15 protein-coding genes are annotated in these 18159 nt (G+C 55.9%); 4 read left to right on the top strand and 11 right to left on the bottom strand.

The features are described 5' to 3' along the window. The first annotated feature begins 17 nt into the window (after positions 1-17). The gene (locus K9N21_15480) at positions 18-287 is read left to right on the top strand and encodes a hypothetical protein (protein MCF8145317.1); all 270 of its coding nucleotides are present in this window, start codon (positions 18-20) and stop codon (positions 285-287) included. A gap of 196 nt (positions 288-483) precedes the next feature. Here K9N21_15480 and K9N21_15475 read toward each other — a convergent pair whose 3' ends face one another. Continuing rightward, complete coding sequence (locus tag K9N21_15475) at positions 484-1974, bottom strand: S1 RNA-binding domain-containing protein (protein ID MCF8145316.1); 1491 nt, start codon at positions 1972-1974, stop codon at positions 484-486. A gap of 332 nt (positions 1975-2306) precedes the next feature. Between K9N21_15475 and K9N21_15470 the strand changes: the two genes are divergently transcribed. Then, positions 2307-3728, top strand: a complete 1422-nt coding sequence (locus K9N21_15470; GenBank protein ID MCF8145315.1) for a transferase — start codon at positions 2307-2309, stop codon at positions 3726-3728. Positions 3729-3822: 94 nt separating this feature from the next. On the opposite strand, the gene K9N21_15465 is transcribed toward K9N21_15470, so the two are convergent. The 10 genes from K9N21_15465 to K9N21_15420 all read right to left on the bottom strand — a co-directional run bounded on the left by K9N21_15465 (position 3823) and on the right by K9N21_15420 (position 12963). Continuing rightward, on the bottom strand, positions 3823-5298 hold the full coding sequence (locus K9N21_15465) for an SLC13 family permease (protein MCF8145314.1): 1476 nt from the start codon (positions 5296-5298) through the stop codon (positions 3823-3825). Between the two features lie 139 nt (positions 5299-5437). Continuing rightward, positions 5438-5992 carry a CBS domain-containing protein gene (locus K9N21_15460; protein MCF8145313.1) on the bottom strand — a complete coding sequence of 185 codons (555 nt, stop codon included), beginning with the start codon at positions 5990-5992 and terminating at the stop codon, positions 5438-5440. A 324-nt stretch (positions 5993-6316) separates the two neighbouring features. Further along, the gene (locus K9N21_15455; protein ID MCF8145312.1) at positions 6317-6751 is read right to left on the bottom strand and encodes a response regulator; all 435 of its coding nucleotides are present in this window, start codon (positions 6749-6751) and stop codon (positions 6317-6319) included. Positions 6752-6851: 100 nt separating this feature from the next. Next, the gene (locus K9N21_15450) at positions 6852-7262 is read right to left on the bottom strand and encodes a response regulator (protein MCF8145311.1); all 411 of its coding nucleotides are present in this window, start codon (positions 7260-7262) and stop codon (positions 6852-6854) included. Positions 7263-7302: 40 nt separating this feature from the next. Next, on the bottom strand, positions 7303-7845 hold the full coding sequence (locus K9N21_15445) for a response regulator (GenBank protein MCF8145310.1): 543 nt from the start codon (positions 7843-7845) through the stop codon (positions 7303-7305). A gap of 293 nt (positions 7846-8138) precedes the next feature. After that, entirely contained in the window at positions 8139-8789 is a 651-nt protein-coding gene (locus K9N21_15440; GenBank protein MCF8145309.1) for a hypothetical protein, read from the bottom strand. A 26-nt stretch (positions 8790-8815) separates the two neighbouring features. Next, positions 8816-9190, bottom strand: coding sequence for a response regulator (locus tag K9N21_15435; GenBank protein MCF8145308.1), 375 nt, complete (start codon positions 9188-9190; stop codon positions 8816-8818). A 2-nt stretch (positions 9191-9192) separates the two neighbouring features. Then, on the bottom strand, positions 9193-10905 hold the full coding sequence (locus K9N21_15430) for a sensor histidine kinase (GenBank protein MCF8145307.1): 1713 nt from the start codon (positions 10903-10905) through the stop codon (positions 9193-9195). Beyond that, entirely contained in the window at positions 10902-11258 is a 357-nt protein-coding gene (locus tag K9N21_15425; protein MCF8145306.1) for a dinitrogenase iron-molybdenum cofactor biosynthesis protein, read from the bottom strand. The genes K9N21_15430 and K9N21_15425 overlap by 4 nt, the downstream gene beginning before the upstream one ends. 253 nt (positions 11259-11511) lie before the next feature. Beyond that, complete coding sequence (locus K9N21_15420; protein ID MCF8145305.1) at positions 11512-12963, bottom strand: sigma 54-interacting transcriptional regulator; 1452 nt, start codon at positions 12961-12963, stop codon at positions 11512-11514. A 747-nt stretch (positions 12964-13710) separates the two neighbouring features. Between K9N21_15420 and K9N21_15415 the strand changes: the two genes are divergently transcribed. Both K9N21_15415 and K9N21_15410 read left to right on the top strand, forming a co-directional pair. Next, a complete protein-coding gene (locus K9N21_15415; GenBank protein ID MCF8145304.1) occupies positions 13711-14958 on the top strand; it encodes an efflux RND transporter periplasmic adaptor subunit in 1248 nt (415 codons plus the stop codon). Next, positions 14955-18074, top strand: coding sequence for an efflux RND transporter permease subunit (locus K9N21_15410; GenBank protein ID MCF8145303.1), 3120 nt, complete (start codon positions 14955-14957; stop codon positions 18072-18074). The genes K9N21_15415 and K9N21_15410 overlap by 4 nt, the downstream gene beginning before the upstream one ends. The last annotated feature ends 85 nt before the right edge of the window (positions 18075-18159 follow it).

Genomic DNA, 18159 nt, shown 5'->3' with positions numbered 1-18159 from the left:
GAGGGAGGGGAAAAAGCATGGACGAATATGAGAAGGTTGACGTACTTGATAATGATTTCGAGGCCCAGCTGTTGGATTCCGTCCTGAACGAGCGAGAGATCCCCCATCTTATGAGGTCCTTCCACGATACGGCCTTTGACGGCCTGTTCCAGACCCAGAAGGGGTGGGGCCATGTGAGTGCCCCCCGGGAATACCACGAAGAGATAAAAGAGATCCTCGGTGATCTCAGAAGCACGTCATCCGGTCCGGACAACAGTGAGGATCAAACGGAAGGACCCGGTCAATGACGCGCCCTGGCCCGCCTGTGTGGTGTTCCGTCATTCCGGCATGCCCTTAGCCGGAATCCACTCCGGCGTATTTCCGGATTCCGGCCAAAACCGTGCCGGAATGACGGAAAAGGTAAGTGCGCAATGGAGTGATGGCCATATTTTCTTGTTTTTCATAACAGAGAACCTGGCAAGAAGGTACTAAAGACCCCCGAATCTACTTTTGGAAGGATCTCTCTTTTCGGTTCGCCTTCTTGAAAACCGCGGCCAGGGTCCCGAATGATCCGGAGCCCCCCTTTTCGCCCTGGTAGGCCTTGAAGGCACGGGTCTCTTCCGCCTCTTTGAGGCCCTTTGTGCTGAGGGAGATCTTCCCGGCCCCCGGGTCCACGTTGAGCACCTGGACCGTGACCGAAGATCCCTGCGGATATTTTCGCCGCAGGTCCCCGGTGGTGTCCCCCGCCATTTCGGAAATATGAAGCAGGCCTGTTTTCCCGCCGGGAAGGAGGATAAAGGCCCCATAGGGCTTGATGGCATCCACGGTCCCTTCCAGAACGGCCCCCGGCTGCAGGTCCTCCTGCGTCCCCTCCTTGTCATCAGCAGATGGAAAATTCAATTCCAGACCGATTCGCCGTGCGGCCGCGTCCACCGAGACGATTCTGACCTGGAGTTCTTCTCCCTCCGAGACCACCTCCCTCGGATGGGCCACCCTTCTCCCGAGACCCAGGCCGGAGATATGGAGCAACCCTTCAATCCCCGGCTCAAGCTGCACAAAGGCCCCGAACTGGGCCAGCCGCATCACCTGTCCGGTCATAATCGCACCTTCGGTGTAGCGCTCTTCAACAGTGATCCAGGGATCCTCCTGCGTGGCCTTGAGGCTGAGGCTGATCCGTCCTCCCTTCCAGTCCAGATCCAGGACCTTCACGCTGACCGTGTCTCCGGGGGTCAGGATATCCGAGGCCGAGGCCACCCGGTGCCAGGCCAATTCGGACATCGGGATGAGACCTTCTATGCCGCCGATGTCTGCGAAGGCGCCGTAGGGGGCCAGCTTTGTGACAAAGGCCGGGATCAGGTCCCCCACATGGAGGGATTGACGGAGTTGGTCAACCATCTTCTGCCGCTCCTCTTCCAGGATCTGTCTTCTGGACAAAACAATATTACGGCCCCCGTTTTCATACTCGGCGATCCGAAACACCAGTTTCTTCCCCACATATCCCTCGGGATCCGAAACCCCCCGCAGGTCCATCTGAGAATAGGGACAGAAGGCCTCTTTGCCAAAGACCCTTACCTGATACCCGCCCTTGCGCTCGGAGGCCACCACCCCCTCTACGGGCAGCCCGCTCCTGTAGGCCCCTTCCAGGGATTCACTGGAGGCCGCGGCGGTCATCTTGACGCTCAAGACGGTCTCCCCGTCCCGGGTGCTTACCACATAGGCAGAGATGGGATCTCCGACCGAAACCGTGGGCTCCCCGTTTTCGCCCAGCAGCTCCTGGGTCGCGATCACCCCTTCGCTCTTCCCTCCGATATCCACAAAGGCCCATTCCTCGCCGATGCTCACCACGGTTCCCGACACCTGGCTGTCGGTCTGGACCCGCTTTTTAACCTTTTTCAGACTTTCCTCAAAGAGCGCGGAAAAGTCTTCTTCTTCATCCACTTCTGTTGGGTCGGGCATCTCTTCTTCCGCACGTGTATCCAGTTCGTTGTCTTCCATACAACCGGTCTCCTTCGTGAGCTTTCCTGCCCACCTATTAAAAAAGGCATTTTACTGCGGATTCGAATATAGCGCCGACCGTTCCAGTTGTCAAAAGAAAGGACAACACATACCGCGATACCGAGGCCCGAACCAACCAAAATGCGTCTTTATGACGGGAATTCCAAGGCCGGATTCTCTTAAAGCCGCCGTTCTTGCCGCCGAGGATGGGCGTTTTTTGAATTGACATCCGAATCCCTGTTCTCCTATTCTCCTTTGCTGAAAGCCGGCTCGACATCGGCAATTGGACCGCAAACCGAAGATGTCTCATCTGCAAGGAGAGGGGAACTGCCATGAATGCCTTGGACCGACTTGTAAATCGAATCATCGACCGGGTGAACGTAAATCTGAGGGAACCCGGTTTTGACGTAGGACCGTATGTTCGAGGGGTGATCCCGTGGGCCAAGGTCTCCCGGTTCTATGCCTTTTACGGGTTGACGTTTCACCACCCGATCCATTTTCATTTCGAGCATTCGAGCATTGCCGGAAGCTATTTTCTCGGCAAATGCATTGTGGATCACTCGGTGTTGTACAAGAGCGACATCCGAGGCGACGAACTCAAGGCGCGCGGAGACGTTTTTAAACATTCCGGCCTGGAAATCCCGCTCCATGATGATGAAGTGATCCGCATCAAAGACAGCTACCTGGTCAAGAACCTGGTGCACAACCATTCCCATGACCCGGAATGCCCTGAAGAATTTCTGATCCAGAATATTGTCTCCCTCCACTATGCCAATATCCACGGGTCCCCTGTGGAAGGGAGCTTCCTCGGACCCTTCAGCACGGTGGATCTCACCACCCTTCACGACTGCGTCATCGGGACCTTCGCCTATGTACAGGCAGGAGAACTGGCCCATCAATTCATTCCGGACGGTCGAATATGGATCCGGTATGGTGATGACTTTGATTTCACCTATCAATTCCCGGAAGATGTCTTGCAGCGCTATGTCCGCCTGAAGCCGGGAGAGCCCCCGAAGGGCGTCTTCATGGATTTTGTGGAGAAGAGAAAACAGGATTTTGAACAGGTCTTTGAACTGGTGAGATGTAAACCCGCCATTGCGGTGCCCCGGGGTGCGGCCCTGAGCCGGTATGCCGTGGTGAAGGGCCAGACCCGGATCAGCGAAAACGTCCTGGTCGCCCAAAGGGCCTATCTCGAAGATGCATGGCTCGGGGTGGGATCCAATGCTCAGGAAAACTGCTATATCATCCGGTCCATCCTTGAGGGGAAGAACATCACCGCCCATGGAGGGAAGATAATCAATGCACAGTTGGGAGAAGGCGTCTTTGTGGGCTTTAACGCCTTCCTCCACGGGACCCCGGAATGCAGTCTGGGCATCGGCAAGGGGAGCATTGTCATGCCCCATACCATAATAGACCTCAAAGAACCGCTGGAAATACCTCCTGACCACCTGATATGGGGGTATATCCAGGATGCAAAAGACCTGGCCGGGCACAGCATCCCCCTGGCGGAGCTGTCAACGTGCAAAGGAGAAGTCCGGCGGGGGGCCATGAGGTTTAACGGAAGCGGTGCCTTCTTTGTGAACGGCTTTCGGGATCGTTTGGAGCATATTCTGGAGGCCAACGGGGCCTACTTCGACGGGACCAAGAAAAAAGGGCATGCCCAGAAGGGCCAGAACATCTCTTTTAATATTATTCAGCCATATCCGGAAGGGCCGAGGAAAGGGCTTTATCCCACCATAGACATCTGGCCATGAATCAGGGGCCGAGGCCTCCCTGAACGGGGGGCCGTAAGGCAAAAAGAGGCCGCGGCCATCTGGCCGCGTCCTCTTTTATTGGTGAACGTCATGTTTAATTCACGGTAATGGGCATCCCCATCAACGGCCATAGGATATAGACCGCAAATGCCACCACCACCATCAGAATAACGCTTGCCGGGATTCCGAACCCAAAGAACTCGCCGCTGGAAAACTGCTTGGATTCATAGGCGATGGCATTGGGCGCGGCCCCCACCAGCAGAAGGAAGGGCATGCCCGCGGCCACCAGTGAGGCAAACACGATCACCTCAGGGGACACGCCGAGATACGGGGCTATAACCAGGGCCACGGGGAGAGAAATAGCGATGGCAGCCACATTCATGATAAAATTGGTCATGATCAGGACAAAGAAGGTGATGCCCATGACAAAAACAAACCAATGGGCCTCCTTGAACATGGCCAGCCAGTTGATGGCCAGCCACTCGGCCGCCCCGGTCTGCCAGAGGCAGAACCCGATGCTCATGGCGCCGCCGAAAAGGAGGATGATGTTCCAGGGGATGCTTTCCAGGTCATTGATATCCAGGATGCGCAGGACAAAAAAGAGGACCGTGGAGATGAGAATGATGGCCGATTTGTCGATGGGTTGAAGGGCCGGGATAAAGGACCGGAGGGACATGGCCGCGATCATGGCAAAAACGATGAGGCCGGCCAGAATTTCTTTTGAAGACAAGGGCCCCAGTTGGGCATTGAGGTTTTTTGCCCTCTCCCGGAGCCCGGGGATCACCCTTTTCTCCGGTTTGAAGAAGACCATGAAGAACCCCCAGAGCAGAAAAACCATGATCCAGCCCACCGGAAACATATAATAGCTCAGCCCGAAAAAGCTGATTTCCTTGCCCACGATCTCGTTGTAGAAGCCGATGGCCACCGCAGCCCGGGCCGCCCCCAGGAGGGTGACGATGCTGCCTGCGCCGGCCACATAGGCCATTCCCATAAACAACCCCTTGCCGAATTTGCTCGGCTTGTCCTCCTCTCCGTAAAGGGCATAGATGGTCATCAGCAAAGGATACAGGGTGGCGGCCACAGCGGTATGGGCCATGATATGGGTGAGGGCGGCAGTCACCAAAAAACAGCCCAGATATATCATGCTGGTTCTTTCCCCCACAATGTTCAACATTTTGTAGGCCATCCTGCGAGTGAGGCCCGTCTTGGTGAAAACAAGGCCCACCACAATGGAGGCAAAGATGAACATCACCGACGGGTCCATGAAGTCCTTAAACGCCTGGCTGGCAGGCCGGATCAGAAAGAGGGCCTGCAGCACGCCGATGAGAAGGCTGGTGACGCCGATGGGGACCACTTCAAAGACCCACCAGGTCCCGGCGATGAGAAAGACGGCCAGTGCCCCCTTGCCTTCCTGCGACAACTGAAAATGCTTGCCCATGGGGTCCACGGCATCCGGCCATGGCGGTGAAAAATAGACAAGGACAAACAAAGAAAGCCCCACAAGCATGAGAATTAAGCGGGTCCAGTTCACTTTTTCTTCTGTGGCAGTTATGTTTGGTTGGGAACTCATTTACCGATCTCCTTGTGTAAATAGACGTCTCGGAATTCTTACCACCCATGGTAAAAATAAGTTTTGTGATGACCGTTTCCGTCGCCGTGGGTCTGGAATGATCCGGGTCGACGAGCGTTCGGGATAAGGCCTGCCGACCTTACAAACGGCAGGTCTTGATCATGTCGCAAATAGCTTCAAATGCGTCGGTCAGGCGCAAAATACCCACCACTTCCCCGTCACGGGTCACCAGAAGGGATTGATGGTGACCCATGATCAATTGATGAATGGCTTCAGCGAGGGTGGCCCCCTCTTTCACATATTCACCCTCCACCGGGGTGTACATGATGCTCCGAACCTTCATTTCAGCGGCCTTGCGGCAGAGGTTGGCCAGGGGATCTCGCCAGAGGCCCTGGCTTTCCATAATGGACGCGATGAATTCGGCGGTGTAGCCGGTTCGGGTGATGCTCTTCATATCCCCCATGTCCTTATATTTGGGTTCCAGGGCCCGCAGTACATCGTTTTGACTCAGCTTCCCCACAATGTGTCCCTTATCGTCATAGACCAGGACCGCACGGTGGGTGTATTGATTCTGAACATGCGCATTCTGTGCCTTCTCGAGCGCGAGCACGGCCTCATACAGTGAGGCGTTCTGAGATACGGTGGCGTATTCAGCCAAAGAGACCATGATATCTTTTACCATCTGCTTACCCATAAAGATGCACCTCGTTCCGGTGACGACAGACGTCACCCACAGGAATACTAAAGCGGATATCCGCAACCAAAACGGCTGTGTGCTGTCCCGTCATTCCGGCATGCCCTTGGCCGGAATCCAGTCCGCCGTATTTCTGGATTCCGGCTAGAAACGTGCCGGAATGACGGAAGGCTAAGCGTGCAGTGGAAGGATGGCCATATTTTCTTGTTTTCATGACAGAAGACCAGGGAATAAGGGCCTAAACGCGCGACCCGGGAACTGCTGAATTCCAAGGCGGCCCGATGAAAAACGTCGGACGATCCTGAAACCCACACGGGTGGGTGATTACCAGCCCCGTGTCTTGATCAGATTGTTAATGTGTGCCTGGCTGATTCGCTCCTCATGCTCGGCCTTACGTCCATGGGCCTTATTGATCTTAGATACCAGTTCTTCCGTGTCGGTCGGTTTCATCAGATAATCATAAGCGCCCAGCTTCATCCCCTCGATGCCCGTCTCCACGGTTGCGTGTCCGGTGAGCATAATCACCTCCACCAACGGCTTGAGCTGCTTGATCTCCTTCAACGTCTGAAGTCCGTCCTTTCCAGGCATCAACACGTCCAGGATCACCACATCCACCGGTTTGTCCTGTACAACGGCCAGGGCATCATCGCCGCTGAAGGCGGTCATGACCGTGAACCCTCGGACCTCCAGCCGCTGGGCCAGGGCGTCAACAAATTCCTCCTCATCGTCAACCACTAAGACCTTCACACCATCTGGCATAAGGCGTCTCCTTTCTCCATCCTGCAGATTGCCCATCCTGTTCAGGGGTTGAACCCTTTGTCTTTCCCACACTCCACCTAGATCCCGAGCCGGCATCCGGTTATCCGGCGTCGTCGAAGGTTGCGTCTATGGACGAGGCCTCCACCTTCTTCTGATACGCCCTCTTCAGGACGGCCATCAGGTATTCCAGATTAACCGGTTTCTGAAGATACTCAAAAGCCCCCAAACGCCGTGCCTCCGCTTCGTCCTTGTCCGAGCCGTGTCCCGTAAGAATGATGACCTGCACACCGGGATAGAGCTTCTTCATCCGGCGAAGAACCTCCATACCGTCTATGCCAGGCATTTTCAGGTCAAGCACCATGACGTCCGGAATGCCATCCTCCATCAATTCGAGCGCCTCTTCGCCGTCGAAGGCGGTTTGGGAATCCAGATCACGCATCTGGAGCCTCTCGGAAAGCGTCCTGACAAAATCTTCTTCATCATCGACGAGCAAGACTCGAAATTTCTCCATCAGCGATTCCTTTCATCAAAGATTTCCTGATTACGGGAACTCAAGGGAATCTGGCGACACCGAACCGGCCTTTGGCCTTGTTCAAGCCGACGGCATCCAAGAACGACCGTAGCGACTTAGACCGGCCTCTGGTGACCTTTCCTGCGATCTCCAAATGTCGACCAAGGGCCTTTCTTCTGCCGGAGCAGGCGGCGGAGATGCGTTCCACCAGCAAATTCACATCAACCGGAACCGTCAGGGCATCAAATGCGCCCAGTTTCATGCCTTCCATGGAGAGGCGGATATTTGGGGGGTCAGTCAACAGGATGAAGGCCGGGGCTCTTGATGAGCGGCTTATCCCCCGGATGATGGAGAGGGAATCGGTCCCGTAATCGTTCAATCCCAACAGGACCACGTCGACCTCCTGTTCATGAAGAATTGTTCGGGCCTCCATCTGATGTTCCGCTTCGCAAATATGACAGCCATGACGCTTCAACCAGGAACCAAGGCTCCCCCTGCTCAAGGCGTCCGTCCCCATGATCAATACTCGAGGGGCCGTCCTTAACATCTTGTTCCGCTCGCTACTCCTCGCCAACGCTATCATTTGCCCCACCGGAGAAATCCTTGGTGAGTGCCAGATGGTTGCCGACCCGCAACAGGCCGTTATATCCCAGGTCAACCGAACTCAGATTCAATGAGCAAGGCCTGTGCCAAAATGATAATGCAAATGAAAACAGCAGGATGTGGCGCTTAGGCCTTTGCAGAAGCCCGCCCTAAAACATTATGAAACTAAATGATACACCTAAATGAAACAAATTGAAAAGCTCATTCAGATGCGTCACGATTGCGTTTGGACATGCTCACAGTAGAGAAGCTGTAAACCAAGAGATTACCGTATCACCTGAATTGCATGAGTAAACCGGGCGCGGAGGCTGTTCCGACCACGAAGATATCGGCCTTCAGGTGTTCCAAGTCTTCTTCAAGCGGCAGAAGATCCCCGGGGCAGGGCTCCTTGACCGAAAAGGTCGTTGGAGATAAATCAGGGCCTGAACCCATCCATACGGCCGGCCGGTCGTCAACGAGCCGCACTTGCAGGACGAGGGAAGATCCTTCTTCGGCCCGGTCCAGACAGAAATCCACGCCCGCGGCCAGGAGCATTTCCAGACAAAAGGGATCCGTTTCGATCATCACCGGTTCGGGATGGGGCACGGCGCTCAGGCGGATCCGCCGCTTGCGGCCGAACCGCTGCATCAGGAAGACCATCCGGGCTGTCAGCTCGTTCAGATCGATTCGGGCGCGTGATTCATCCATACTGTGGGCAAAGCGGTTGAGTCCGGTGACGATATCGACCCCTCGATCCACCTGTTTCCGAATATTGTCCACGGCCTTGACCAGCCGGTCCTGGTGGGGAACAACATTCTCCGGGCAAAGTCTGATAATGTCGTCCATCAGGCCGGCAGATTCTTTGATAATCGCCAGGACATTATTTATTTCATGGCTGAGGCCTGCGGTGATGCGCCCCATGAAGGCGGTTTCCTGCTGATTCATTTCAACCCCTTTTGTGTAGCGATGGATTACCGGGAGGCGTCGTAGGCCTCATCCATCTTCTTGATCAGTTCTTCGATGTGCACAGGTTTCATCAGGTAATCAAACGCCCCCAGGCGCATGCCTCGAACGCCTTCCTTGGTGGAGCCATGGCCGGTCAGCAGAATAACTTGAATATCCGGGTGTCGCTCCTTCAAACGCTGGAGGACTTCAATACCGCTCATCCCCGGCATCATCACATCCAGAACGACTATGGGAGGCGCATGTTCCTCAACGACCTGCAGCGCCTCGACGCCGTCAGTGGCCACCAAGGCCTGGATGCCCCTTATCTGCAGCCGTTCGGCCAGGGTGCGGACAAATTCCGCTTCATCGTCCACAAGGAGTACCTTTGTTCCTTTTTGCATCCTTACTCTCCTTCCTGCTCGCTTCTCTTGGGCAGAATCACCTGGAACACCGTTCCCTTATCCAGCCGGCTGTCGACCTTGATTTCACCCCCCAGTTTCTTGACGATGCCGTATGTAATGGAGAGCCCCAATCCGGTACCATATCCTTTCTTGGTAGAGAAAAAGGGCTCAAATATATGCCTCATGGTCTCCTCCGACATCCCCACACCATTATCGCTGATAGAGATTTCCACATGATCCGGGTCCCGTTCCAATGATTTAATGGTGACCTGGCCACCGTCCTTGACCGCGTCAAAGGCGTTGTTGAGAATATTCAGAAAGACCTGCTGGAGCTGGCCCCGGTCGGAAAGGATGCTGGGCAAATCCTCTGCGAGTTCCAGATGCAGGACCAGGTTGCGGTTCAAGGCCTCCCTTTCCAGAAAACTGAGCACCTCGCGAAGGACTTCGTTAAGGTTAATGACCTCGATGGAGACGTCCATCCTGCGGGCAAATCCGAGAAGGCGGTGGGTGATCGCCCTGCACCGTTCCACGCAGGTCAGCACGCCGTCGGTCAGGCCTTGAAACCGCTTCATGTCGACCACGCCACCTTCCATGGTCATCAGGTCTTTCATCAGCCCGGCTTTTTCGTTGATGACGGCCAGCGGATTGTTGATTTCATGGGCCACCCCGGCGGCCAGGCGGCCGATGGATGCCAGTTTGCTGGTGTATTCCATTTCGTGATAGGCCAGTTCGCGCTTCTGGTCGGATTCTTCAATGCGCCTCACCAGCATGCCGGTCAGCTTAATAATCACGATACTGATAAGAATAACACTTACAACGAACACATAAAATATCTCATTCTTAAAAGTGACCCAGCTTTTAAGAACCTCGGAGCGCCGGCTGACCACCACCAGACGGAAAGGCCCGGACTGGAAATCCGTATAAGTGAAAAGGATTTCGCGGCCCTGGTCGTCCACAGTCTCCATAATGGTGGGCTCATAGCTGATCGGCGGTGGGCAGTTGGGACATTTTTCAAGGACCCTGCCGTAAAACTTGGATGTGGTCTGGAAGGTTCCTTCCCGGTTGAGGATATAGGCGTCGGTGGATGCATCCAGACCCATGGAGGCAATGAGCTCGTTGAATTTCCGTGTATCGATGGTGACCCTGAGTATCCAGGCCCGCCCGGAGGCGCTCACATGCTGGACCGCGATTACAAAATGGGGAAACTGGCGATACCCCATAAAGACGTCGCTGATATGTGTCCCCCTGAGCTGGACCTCCTGGAACCAGGGCTGGCCGGCGTATTCCTTTCCCTCTAATCGATAGGGGCCGGCGTAAGACACCTGCTTTCCCGCGCTGTTAATGAGTCCCAGGTCTATAAACCCGCCGAATTCCTTCTTCATGACCCGAAAAATGCGGCCCAGGGTATTTTGGTCCGCCAACTCCTCAAACGTATATGCTGAAGCGATGAAGCTGACTGCGGAGATCCTTTCGGTCAGGAAGAGTTCAAAAGAATGCTTGGTCTTGTTGACCATCGCCTTTAAAGGCGTCATAATTTCATTTTTTAAGGCGCCCTGGTACACATAATAATTGAACCCTGCAATAAACGAAAGGGGCAAGAGGGTCACCAGCAACATGAGGATGGTGATGTTTCGCCGTAATTTCTGGTACCAGGCCGGTGAGCGTCCTTCATCGTTTTTCTTGACTGTAAGCGCCTTGTTGAAAAATCTGCTCATAGCGGGTGTTTTCCGGGAATCGGGTGGAGGATGTCTCCGGGTCGAAGACGGCCGTTCACGCATCTTTCCAGGGCCTTTTCCCACGGCCCCATGACGGAATCAATGACATCTATTTTCTTCCACGTCAGGTACTGATAATACTCCTCTTCTATGGCGCCGCAGATGACGGTTCGCACCTCTTCGGCAAGAATCAGGTGACAGAGTTCCTCGGCCGAGGCACGGGGAAGAACGAGGGTTTTTCGTGCGGCTGCGTCGCCTGAATTTCCGCCGCTGTGCAGCAGGACCTCCGTGGTCAGATCAAAACGAGGCGCCACATGGTTTTCCCTCAAGGTAATCAGTAGTTTGCCTCCCATGGTCTTTTGTCTTTCATACGAATCGCGTTATAGTTGGTTCCCGAACGGAAACCCCTGTTCAGCCAAAACCCGAATATCGAATTTCGAAATCCGAAACAAATGCGAATATCGAATGTTCAAATGATAAAAACCAACAGCTTAAAAACAGGATGTTTCTGTCATTGAGGTATTTAGGGTTTTGGTCATTGTTTCGGATTTCGAGCTTCGGATTTCGGATTTCCTGAGCGAAAACCTGGTCTTCGTTCAGGCACTGCTAAGGTTCAAGCCCGTGCTGGTTGATCTTTCGCCAGAGGGTGCTCCTGCCCCAGCCGAGGGCCGAGGCCGCCTTGTTCTTTCGCCCTTTCGCCTGGATCAGGGCGTTGATGATCATCTGTCTTTCCATTTCCGGCCAGTTGGTTCCCTGGGATCGAGACAGTGTGGACAGCAGTTCTGAAGGGCCGGCCATTACCGGCGTCCCCGGTTCGGAAGCCGACGACTGGGGCGCCGTCATGTAAGCCGGCAGATGTTCGGGTCTGATACGTTCGTCCTGGCAGATATTGACCGCATATTCTATGGCATTTCGCAACTCGCGAACATTGCCCGGATATGCGTATTTCTTCAGTATCGGTTCAGCTTTTTCAGAAAAGCCATTAATTTTTTTATGAAAACGACCGGAGAACAATCCAAGAAAATGACCCATCAACAGGTCGATGTCCCCTTCCCTTTCCCGGAGCGGCGGAAGGTGCAGCCGCACCACGTTCAATCGAAACAGGAGGTCTTCGCGGAAATGACCGTCCCGAACCATTCTTTCCAACGGGCGATGGGTAGCGGCGATGACGCGGACGTCGGCCTGAAACCCTTTGGTGCCGCCCAGGGGATAGATAATCTTGTCATCGAGAAACGTCAGGAGCTTGACCTGCAGGGAAAGGGGCAGATCACCGACTTCGGTCAGATAGACGGTACCCTTGTGTCCCAGGCGCATACGCCCCGGCTTGTCAGAGACTGCTCCGGTGAAGGCCCCCTTGATGTGTCCGAAAAGCTCCGATTCCAGGAGGGTGTCGGGGAGGGCGCAACAGTTGATTTTGATGAAGGGCTCCCGGGCGCGTTCAGAGGCCTGGTGGATGGCCTCGGCGGCCAGATCCTTGCCGGTTCCCGTTTCCCCGGTGATCAGGACAGAGGAATCGGTTTGGGCGATGACGGGCATGATTCGAAACAATTCTTCCATTTTGGGACTGTGCCCGATCATTTCGCCGAAACTGTAGGCATGCCCGGCTGTCTCCGAGGCCTTGAGCAGCCGGATATCCTCAACCACTTCCATGTACCCGAGCACGCTCCCATCTTCCTTAAACAGCGGAATAGAGGATAGGCGGACGGGGATTTTACGCCGGTCTTTGTTGATGATATCCCCTTCCAACGAGGATCCCGCGTCACTGCCGGACGTCTTGGTGGCCGAAGGGCAACGCCGGGGACAGACATCGGCCCGCAGCACATCACAGCAGGGCAGCCCCCAAACCTGCTCACGATGGAATCCGGTCAGGGATTCCAGGTATTGGTTGAAATAGAGCAAACGACGGTGATCGTCCAGAACGGCCACCCCCACGGGGATGGAATCCAGAAGGACAGACAAGGCAAGCGGTGAAGAAAAAAGGTCCTGCACAAACGGTTGCGCCCATTCTTCAGAACGGAAATACCTGTCGGCAATAGAAGAACTTTTTCCCTGCCCCATTATCAACTCCTCAACCGGTGCCGGCCCCTCAGACGGAACCCACTAAGTATCATCAGATCTACGGAAAACAGGTCGGTCAAAATTAATAACTTTGTTGAAGTCCCGGGATTAACCTTCCATATTCCAGGACATTTTTTCGTGTGTGACGTGTAAGACAAACTTGGGGAAGAGAGATTGCCATCCATTACGCCGTCCCCCGAATGGGCGCCTCTCCCCCTCCACCGACCGGAGGTATCACCCTTCGACCTACGATCCTTCCCGTCGCCCGGGATATCTTCGATGGCATTTATACCCTAACCCAGGGGGAGGGTCAATGCCGAAACAACATCTCCGGCATTCATTTCTCTGTTGCGACCACGGACAGATGGTGAGTATAATGCGAATATTTTGAAAAATCGTGGATACGTTCCTTACTCCGCAGTCCAAAGTTCTCGTAATGTACTGATCTTGTTGAATGCATAAATTCCAGGCCGTCATTCCGGCGAAGCTTGTCCCGGACTCCGATCCGGGAGCCGGAATCCGTGTCTTTTTAAGAAGTTAAATGTTCCCCGTACTTGCGGGGATCGAGTCCGGCATGACGTGAGAACTTGGACTCTCACGTTCCTTATTCAGAGGCAGGTTGGATTAAGGGAGATTAAGATTGAGGTGGTGACGACATCGCGCAGGCATATTTATCGGCAACATCGACGCCGTTTGAAAAGGGGGTATTGGAGGGAGCAGATCCCGGTCCTCCTTTCAGGCCTTTTGATGTTCTGTTTCGCCTGCTCGTCCCAGACCGAGGGAAACCAGAAGCAAAAGACGGCGGCACCTGTCACCGTGAGTTCCGCAATCCGAAAGGATGTCCCTGTCCAGCTCATCACCATCGGTAATGTGGAACCTTACGCCTCTGTTGCCATAAAATCCCTGGTGGACGGACAAGTGACAAAGGCAGCCTTTCAAGAGGGTCAGGAGGTGAAAAAGGGGGATCTCCTCTTCGTAATCGACCCCCGGCCCTTTGAGGCGGCCCTGAAACAGGCGGAGGCCATCCTCGAAAGGGACCTCTCAGCGGTGAAGGAGGCCCAGGCCAACCGGGTCAGCAATGGGTCGCAACTGAAACACGCCCAGGCCATTCTGACCAAAGACCAGGTTGAGGCCAGGACCGCCAGGGTGCAGGCGGAACGGTATGGCGCACTGGCCGCGAAAGGGAATGTATCCAAAGACGAATACGATCAGGTACAGATGAAGGCGGACGCCCTGAATGCGATGGTACTCGCAGATGAGGCGGGGGTGGAGAAGGCCCGCGCCGCCTTGCTGGCATCGGACGCGGCCCTGGAGCATGCCCAGGCCGCGGTTCGCGCATCCCGCGCAAATCTTCAGAACGTCAGGCTCCGGCTGGAATACTGTTACATACACTCACCCCTGACCGGTCGCACAGGGAATCTTCACGTGAAGGAAGGCAATATCATCAAGGCCAACGATGCGGTCCTTGTGGAGATCCATCAGGTGCATCCCATTTATGTCGCCTTTTCCGTCCCCGAGCAGGAGCTTCAAACGATCAGAAGACACCCCATACTGGGAGATCTCAAGGTGGAGGCCCGGATTCCGGGCGACCGGAAAGAGACGGAGCAGGGACGCCTCACCTTCATAGATAACAGCGTGGACAGGACCACCGGGACCATCCGGCTCAAGGGGACGTTTCTTAATGAAGAAAATCGGCTTTGGCCCGGTCAGTTCGTGGATGTGGTGGTCATTCTGGATATGGAGAGAGACGTTACCGTGGTTCCGTCCCAGGCCGTCCAGACCGGCCAGGAAGGACCGTACACCTTCATCGTCACCCAGGAGCTGACCGCTGAATACCGGAAGCTGACCCTGGGACGGACCCTGAACGGCGAAACCGTCGTCACCGGGGGACTCTCGCCCGGGGAAAGGGTGGTGACGGACGGTTCACTTCGGCTGGTCCCGGGGATGAAGGTGGAAATCAAAAGCGGGCTCATAAAGGCTCCCCCCGCGTCATGAATATCGCCGGCATATTCATACGCCGCCCGGTGATGACCACCCTGGTCATGACGGCAATCCTCCTCTTCGGCATCATGGGATATCGCCAGCTCCCGGTCAACGATCTCCCCAATGTGGATTTTCCTACCCTCCTGGTGACAGCGGCCCTTCCGGGGGCAAGCCCGGAGACCATGGCCTCGGCCGTGGCCACCCCGCTGGAGCGGCAGTTTTCCACCATCGCCGGGATCGACTCCATGACCTCCACAAGCAATCTTGGCAACACCCAGATCACCCTCCAGTTTGATCTGAGCCGCGATATCGACGCCGCCGCCCAGGATGTTCAGGCCGCCATTACCGCCGCGGCCAAACAATTGCCGTCCGATATGCCCAGCCCCCCTTCGTACCGAAAGGTGAATCCCGCGGATCATCCCGTGCTCTATCTTTCTCTCAGCTCCCCCACCCTCCCCCTTTCCACGGTCAACGATTATGCGGAGACCCTGCTGGCCCAGCGGATCTCCATGGTCACGGGCGTGGCCCAGGTCATGGTCTATGGCGCCCAGAAATATGCGGTCCGGGTACAGTTGGACCCCAAGGCCCTCGCATCGAGGGGCATCGGGATTGATGAGGCGGTCGACGCCATCCAGAAGGCCAATGTGAATCTCCCCACAGGAACCCTCTGGGGAAGCGAGCAGGCCGTCACGGTGCGGGCGAGCGGCCAGTTGACGGATGCGCAGGCCTATGGTCCGGTGGTGGTCGCCTACCGGGGGGGAGCGCCGGTGCGCCTTCAGGACATCGGCCGCGTCATGGACAGCGCTGAAGACGATAAGGCGATTACCTGGTTCAACGATGTCCCGGCCATCGTGCTGGCCATTCAGCGGCAGCCCGGCACCAATACGGTGGAGGTGGTGAATGCCATCAAGGGGATCCTCAACACCCTTCGGGCGAATATTCCGGCCTCGGTCAAGATCGATGTCCTTTATGACCGGTCCGAATCCATCCGTGAATCGGTGGCAGACGTCAAGTTCACCCTCCTCCTGGCCGTGGGGCTGGTGGTGATGGTGATTTTTCTCTTTTTGCGCAACCTGTCCGCCACCCTTATCCCGAGTCTGGCCCTCCCCATATCCATTGTGGGGACCTTTGCGGCCATGTATTTTATGGATTTCAGCATCAACAATCTCTCCATGATGGCCCTCATCCTTTCGGTCGGTTTTGTGGTGGACGACGCCATTGTGATGCTGGAGAACATCGTCCGCCACATGGAACAGGGGGAAGGGGTCATGGCGGCGGCCCTTAACGGGGCCAGGGAAATCGGTTTTACCATTGTCTCCATGACCCTTTCTCTGGTGGTGGTCTTTGTGCCGGTGCTCTTCATGGGCGGCGTCATGGGAAGACTCCTCCATGAATTTGCAGTCACCATCGCCTGCGCCGTCCTCATCTCCGGATTCGTATCGCTCACCCTCACCCCCATGCTGTGCAGCCGTTTCCTGCGCCCCCCCGGGGCCCAGCGTCACGGCCGCGTCTACAACGCCTCTGAAAAGGTCTTCCAGGGAATGCTCGATGTGTACCGGTGGAGCCTTACGCGGGTCCTGGATCACCGTCTGGCGACCCTCTTCGTGTCTGCCCTGGTTCTCATCGCCACCCTCTACCTCTTTATCATCATCCCCAAGGGGTTCCTCCCCAGTGAGGATACCGGCCGCATCTTCGCCATCACCGAAGCGGCCCAGGGGATCTCCTTTGACTCCATGGTCCGTCACCAGCAGGCCTTAAACGCCATCGTCACCGAGGATCCCAACGTGGAATCATTCATGTCGGGGATCGGCGGCGGCAGCCGCGGCAGGGCCAACAACACCGGCCGCCTGTTCATTCGTCTTAAACCCCGTGAAGAACGCCCTCATGTGGATGAGGTGATTCAACAGCTTCGTTCAAAACTTGCGGCCGTCCCCGGAATTCAGGCATTCGCGCAAAACCCTCCTCCTATACGGATCGGCGGGTCCCTCTCCAAGAGCCAGTATCAGTTTACCCTTCAGGGTCCGGATACGGATGAACTCTACAGGTACGCCCCCCTGCTGGAGGCGCGACTCCGGGGCCTCAAGGAACTCCAGGACGTGACCAGCGACCTGGCCGTCATGAACCCTCAGATCGACATTGAAATCCAGCGGGACAAGGCTGCAACACTGGGGGTGACGGCCCATCAGATCGAAGACGCCCTCTTCAGCGCCTATTCTTCCAGACAGATCTCCACCATCTTCGCGGCCAACAATGACTATCAGGTCATCCTTGAACTTCAGCCCGGGTACCAGCTGGACCCGGCGGCGATCCGACTCCTCTATATCCGGTCCGCCTCCGGCCGGCTCGTTCCCCTCGATGCCGTAACCACCATTACCAGAGGGCTCGGGCCTTTGACCGTGAACCACCTGGGTCAGCTGCCTGCGGTGACCATCTCCTTCAATGTCCGTCCGGGCGTATCATTGGGAGACGGCGTCGCCGCGGTCGAGAAGGTGGCCCGCGAAACCCTCCCCCAGGGGATCAGCGCCAGCTTTCAGGGGACGGCCCAGGCCTTTCAGGACTCCATGCGCGGCCTGGGGCTCCTCCTCCTGATGGCGATCCTGGTCATATACATCATGCTGGGGATCCTGTACGAGAGCTTCATCCATCCCCTGACCATCCTTTCCGGCCTCCCGTCCGCGGGATTCGGGGCCCTTTTGACCCTTTTCATCTTTGATGTGGATCTCAACGTCTATGCCTTTGTGGGGGTCATCATGCTGGTGGGCCTGGTGAAAAAGAACGCCATTATGATGATCGACTTCGCCCTGGCTGCGGAAAGAAAGGAGGGGAAAAGCCCGAAGGAGGCCATCTATCAGGGATGCATCACCCGTTTCCGGCCGATCATGATGACCACCATGGCCGCCCTTCTGGGAACTCTCCCCATTGCCGTCGGGTTCGGGGCCGGAGGGGAATCCCGACAGCCCCTGGGCCTGGCCACCGTCGGGGGCCTGATCTTTTCTCAGTTGATGACCCTCTATCTGACCCCGGTGGTATACATCTATCTGGATCGATTTCAGAAGAAGGTCAGTCGAACGTCGGGCATCTTTCGAATACGGGGCGCAGAGCGGATTGAAGAAAAGGCAGGATCGTGAGGGGCCGGGTTTGCTTTAGCCGTTCACAGGTTGAACGGCCGCTACGGCCGTGAATACACAGATCAAAGAGCGTCCTCTCAGAACT

It is taken from the genome of Deltaproteobacteria bacterium (assembly GCA_021737785.1).
In the GTDB taxonomy this organism is placed as follows: Bacteria; Desulfobacterota; DSM-4660; order Desulfatiglandales; family Desulfatiglandaceae; genus AUK324.
This window is presented reverse-complemented; position numbering and strand designations above follow the sequence as displayed.

Excerpts from the sequence above, each read along its gene's own strand:
- K9N21_15480 (MCF8145317.1), top strand. The coding sequence starts at position 18 with ATGGACGAATATGAGAAGGTTGACGTACTTGATAATGATTTCGAGGCC.
- K9N21_15475 (MCF8145316.1), bottom strand. The coding sequence starts at position 1,974 with ATGGAAGACAACGAACTGGATACACGTGCGGAAGAAGAGATGCCCGAC.
- K9N21_15470 (MCF8145315.1), top strand. The coding sequence starts at position 2,307 with ATGAATGCCTTGGACCGACTTGTAAATCGAATCATCGACCGGGTGAAC.
- K9N21_15465 (MCF8145314.1), bottom strand. The coding sequence starts at position 5,298 with ATGAGTTCCCAACCAAACATAACTGCCACAGAAGAAAAAGTGAACTGG.
- K9N21_15460 (MCF8145313.1), bottom strand. The coding sequence starts at position 5,992 with ATGGGTAAGCAGATGGTAAAAGATATCATGGTCTCTTTGGCTGAATAC.
- K9N21_15455 (MCF8145312.1), bottom strand. The coding sequence starts at position 6,751 with ATGCCAGATGGTGTGAAGGTCTTAGTGGTTGACGATGAGGAGGAATTT.
- K9N21_15450 (MCF8145311.1), bottom strand. The coding sequence starts at position 7,262 with ATGGAGAAATTTCGAGTCTTGCTCGTCGATGATGAAGAAGATTTTGTC.
- K9N21_15445 (MCF8145310.1), bottom strand. The coding sequence starts at position 7,845 with ATGATAGCGTTGGCGAGGAGTAGCGAGCGGAACAAGATGTTAAGGACG.
- K9N21_15440 (MCF8145309.1), bottom strand. The coding sequence starts at position 8,789 with ATGAATCAGCAGGAAACCGCCTTCATGGGGCGCATCACCGCAGGCCTC.
- K9N21_15435 (MCF8145308.1), bottom strand. The coding sequence starts at position 9,190 with ATGCAAAAAGGAACAAAGGTACTCCTTGTGGACGATGAAGCGGAATTT.
- K9N21_15430 (MCF8145307.1), bottom strand. The coding sequence starts at position 10,905 with ATGAGCAGATTTTTCAACAAGGCGCTTACAGTCAAGAAAAACGATGAA.
- K9N21_15425 (MCF8145306.1), bottom strand. The coding sequence starts at position 11,258 with ATGGGAGGCAAACTACTGATTACCTTGAGGGAAAACCATGTGGCGCCT.
- K9N21_15420 (MCF8145305.1), bottom strand. The coding sequence starts at position 12,963 with ATGGGGCAGGGAAAAAGTTCTTCTATTGCCGACAGGTATTTCCGTTCT.
- K9N21_15415 (MCF8145304.1), top strand. The coding sequence starts at position 13,711 with ATGTTCTGTTTCGCCTGCTCGTCCCAGACCGAGGGAAACCAGAAGCAA.
- K9N21_15410 (MCF8145303.1), top strand. The coding sequence starts at position 14,955 with ATGAATATCGCCGGCATATTCATACGCCGCCCGGTGATGACCACCCTG.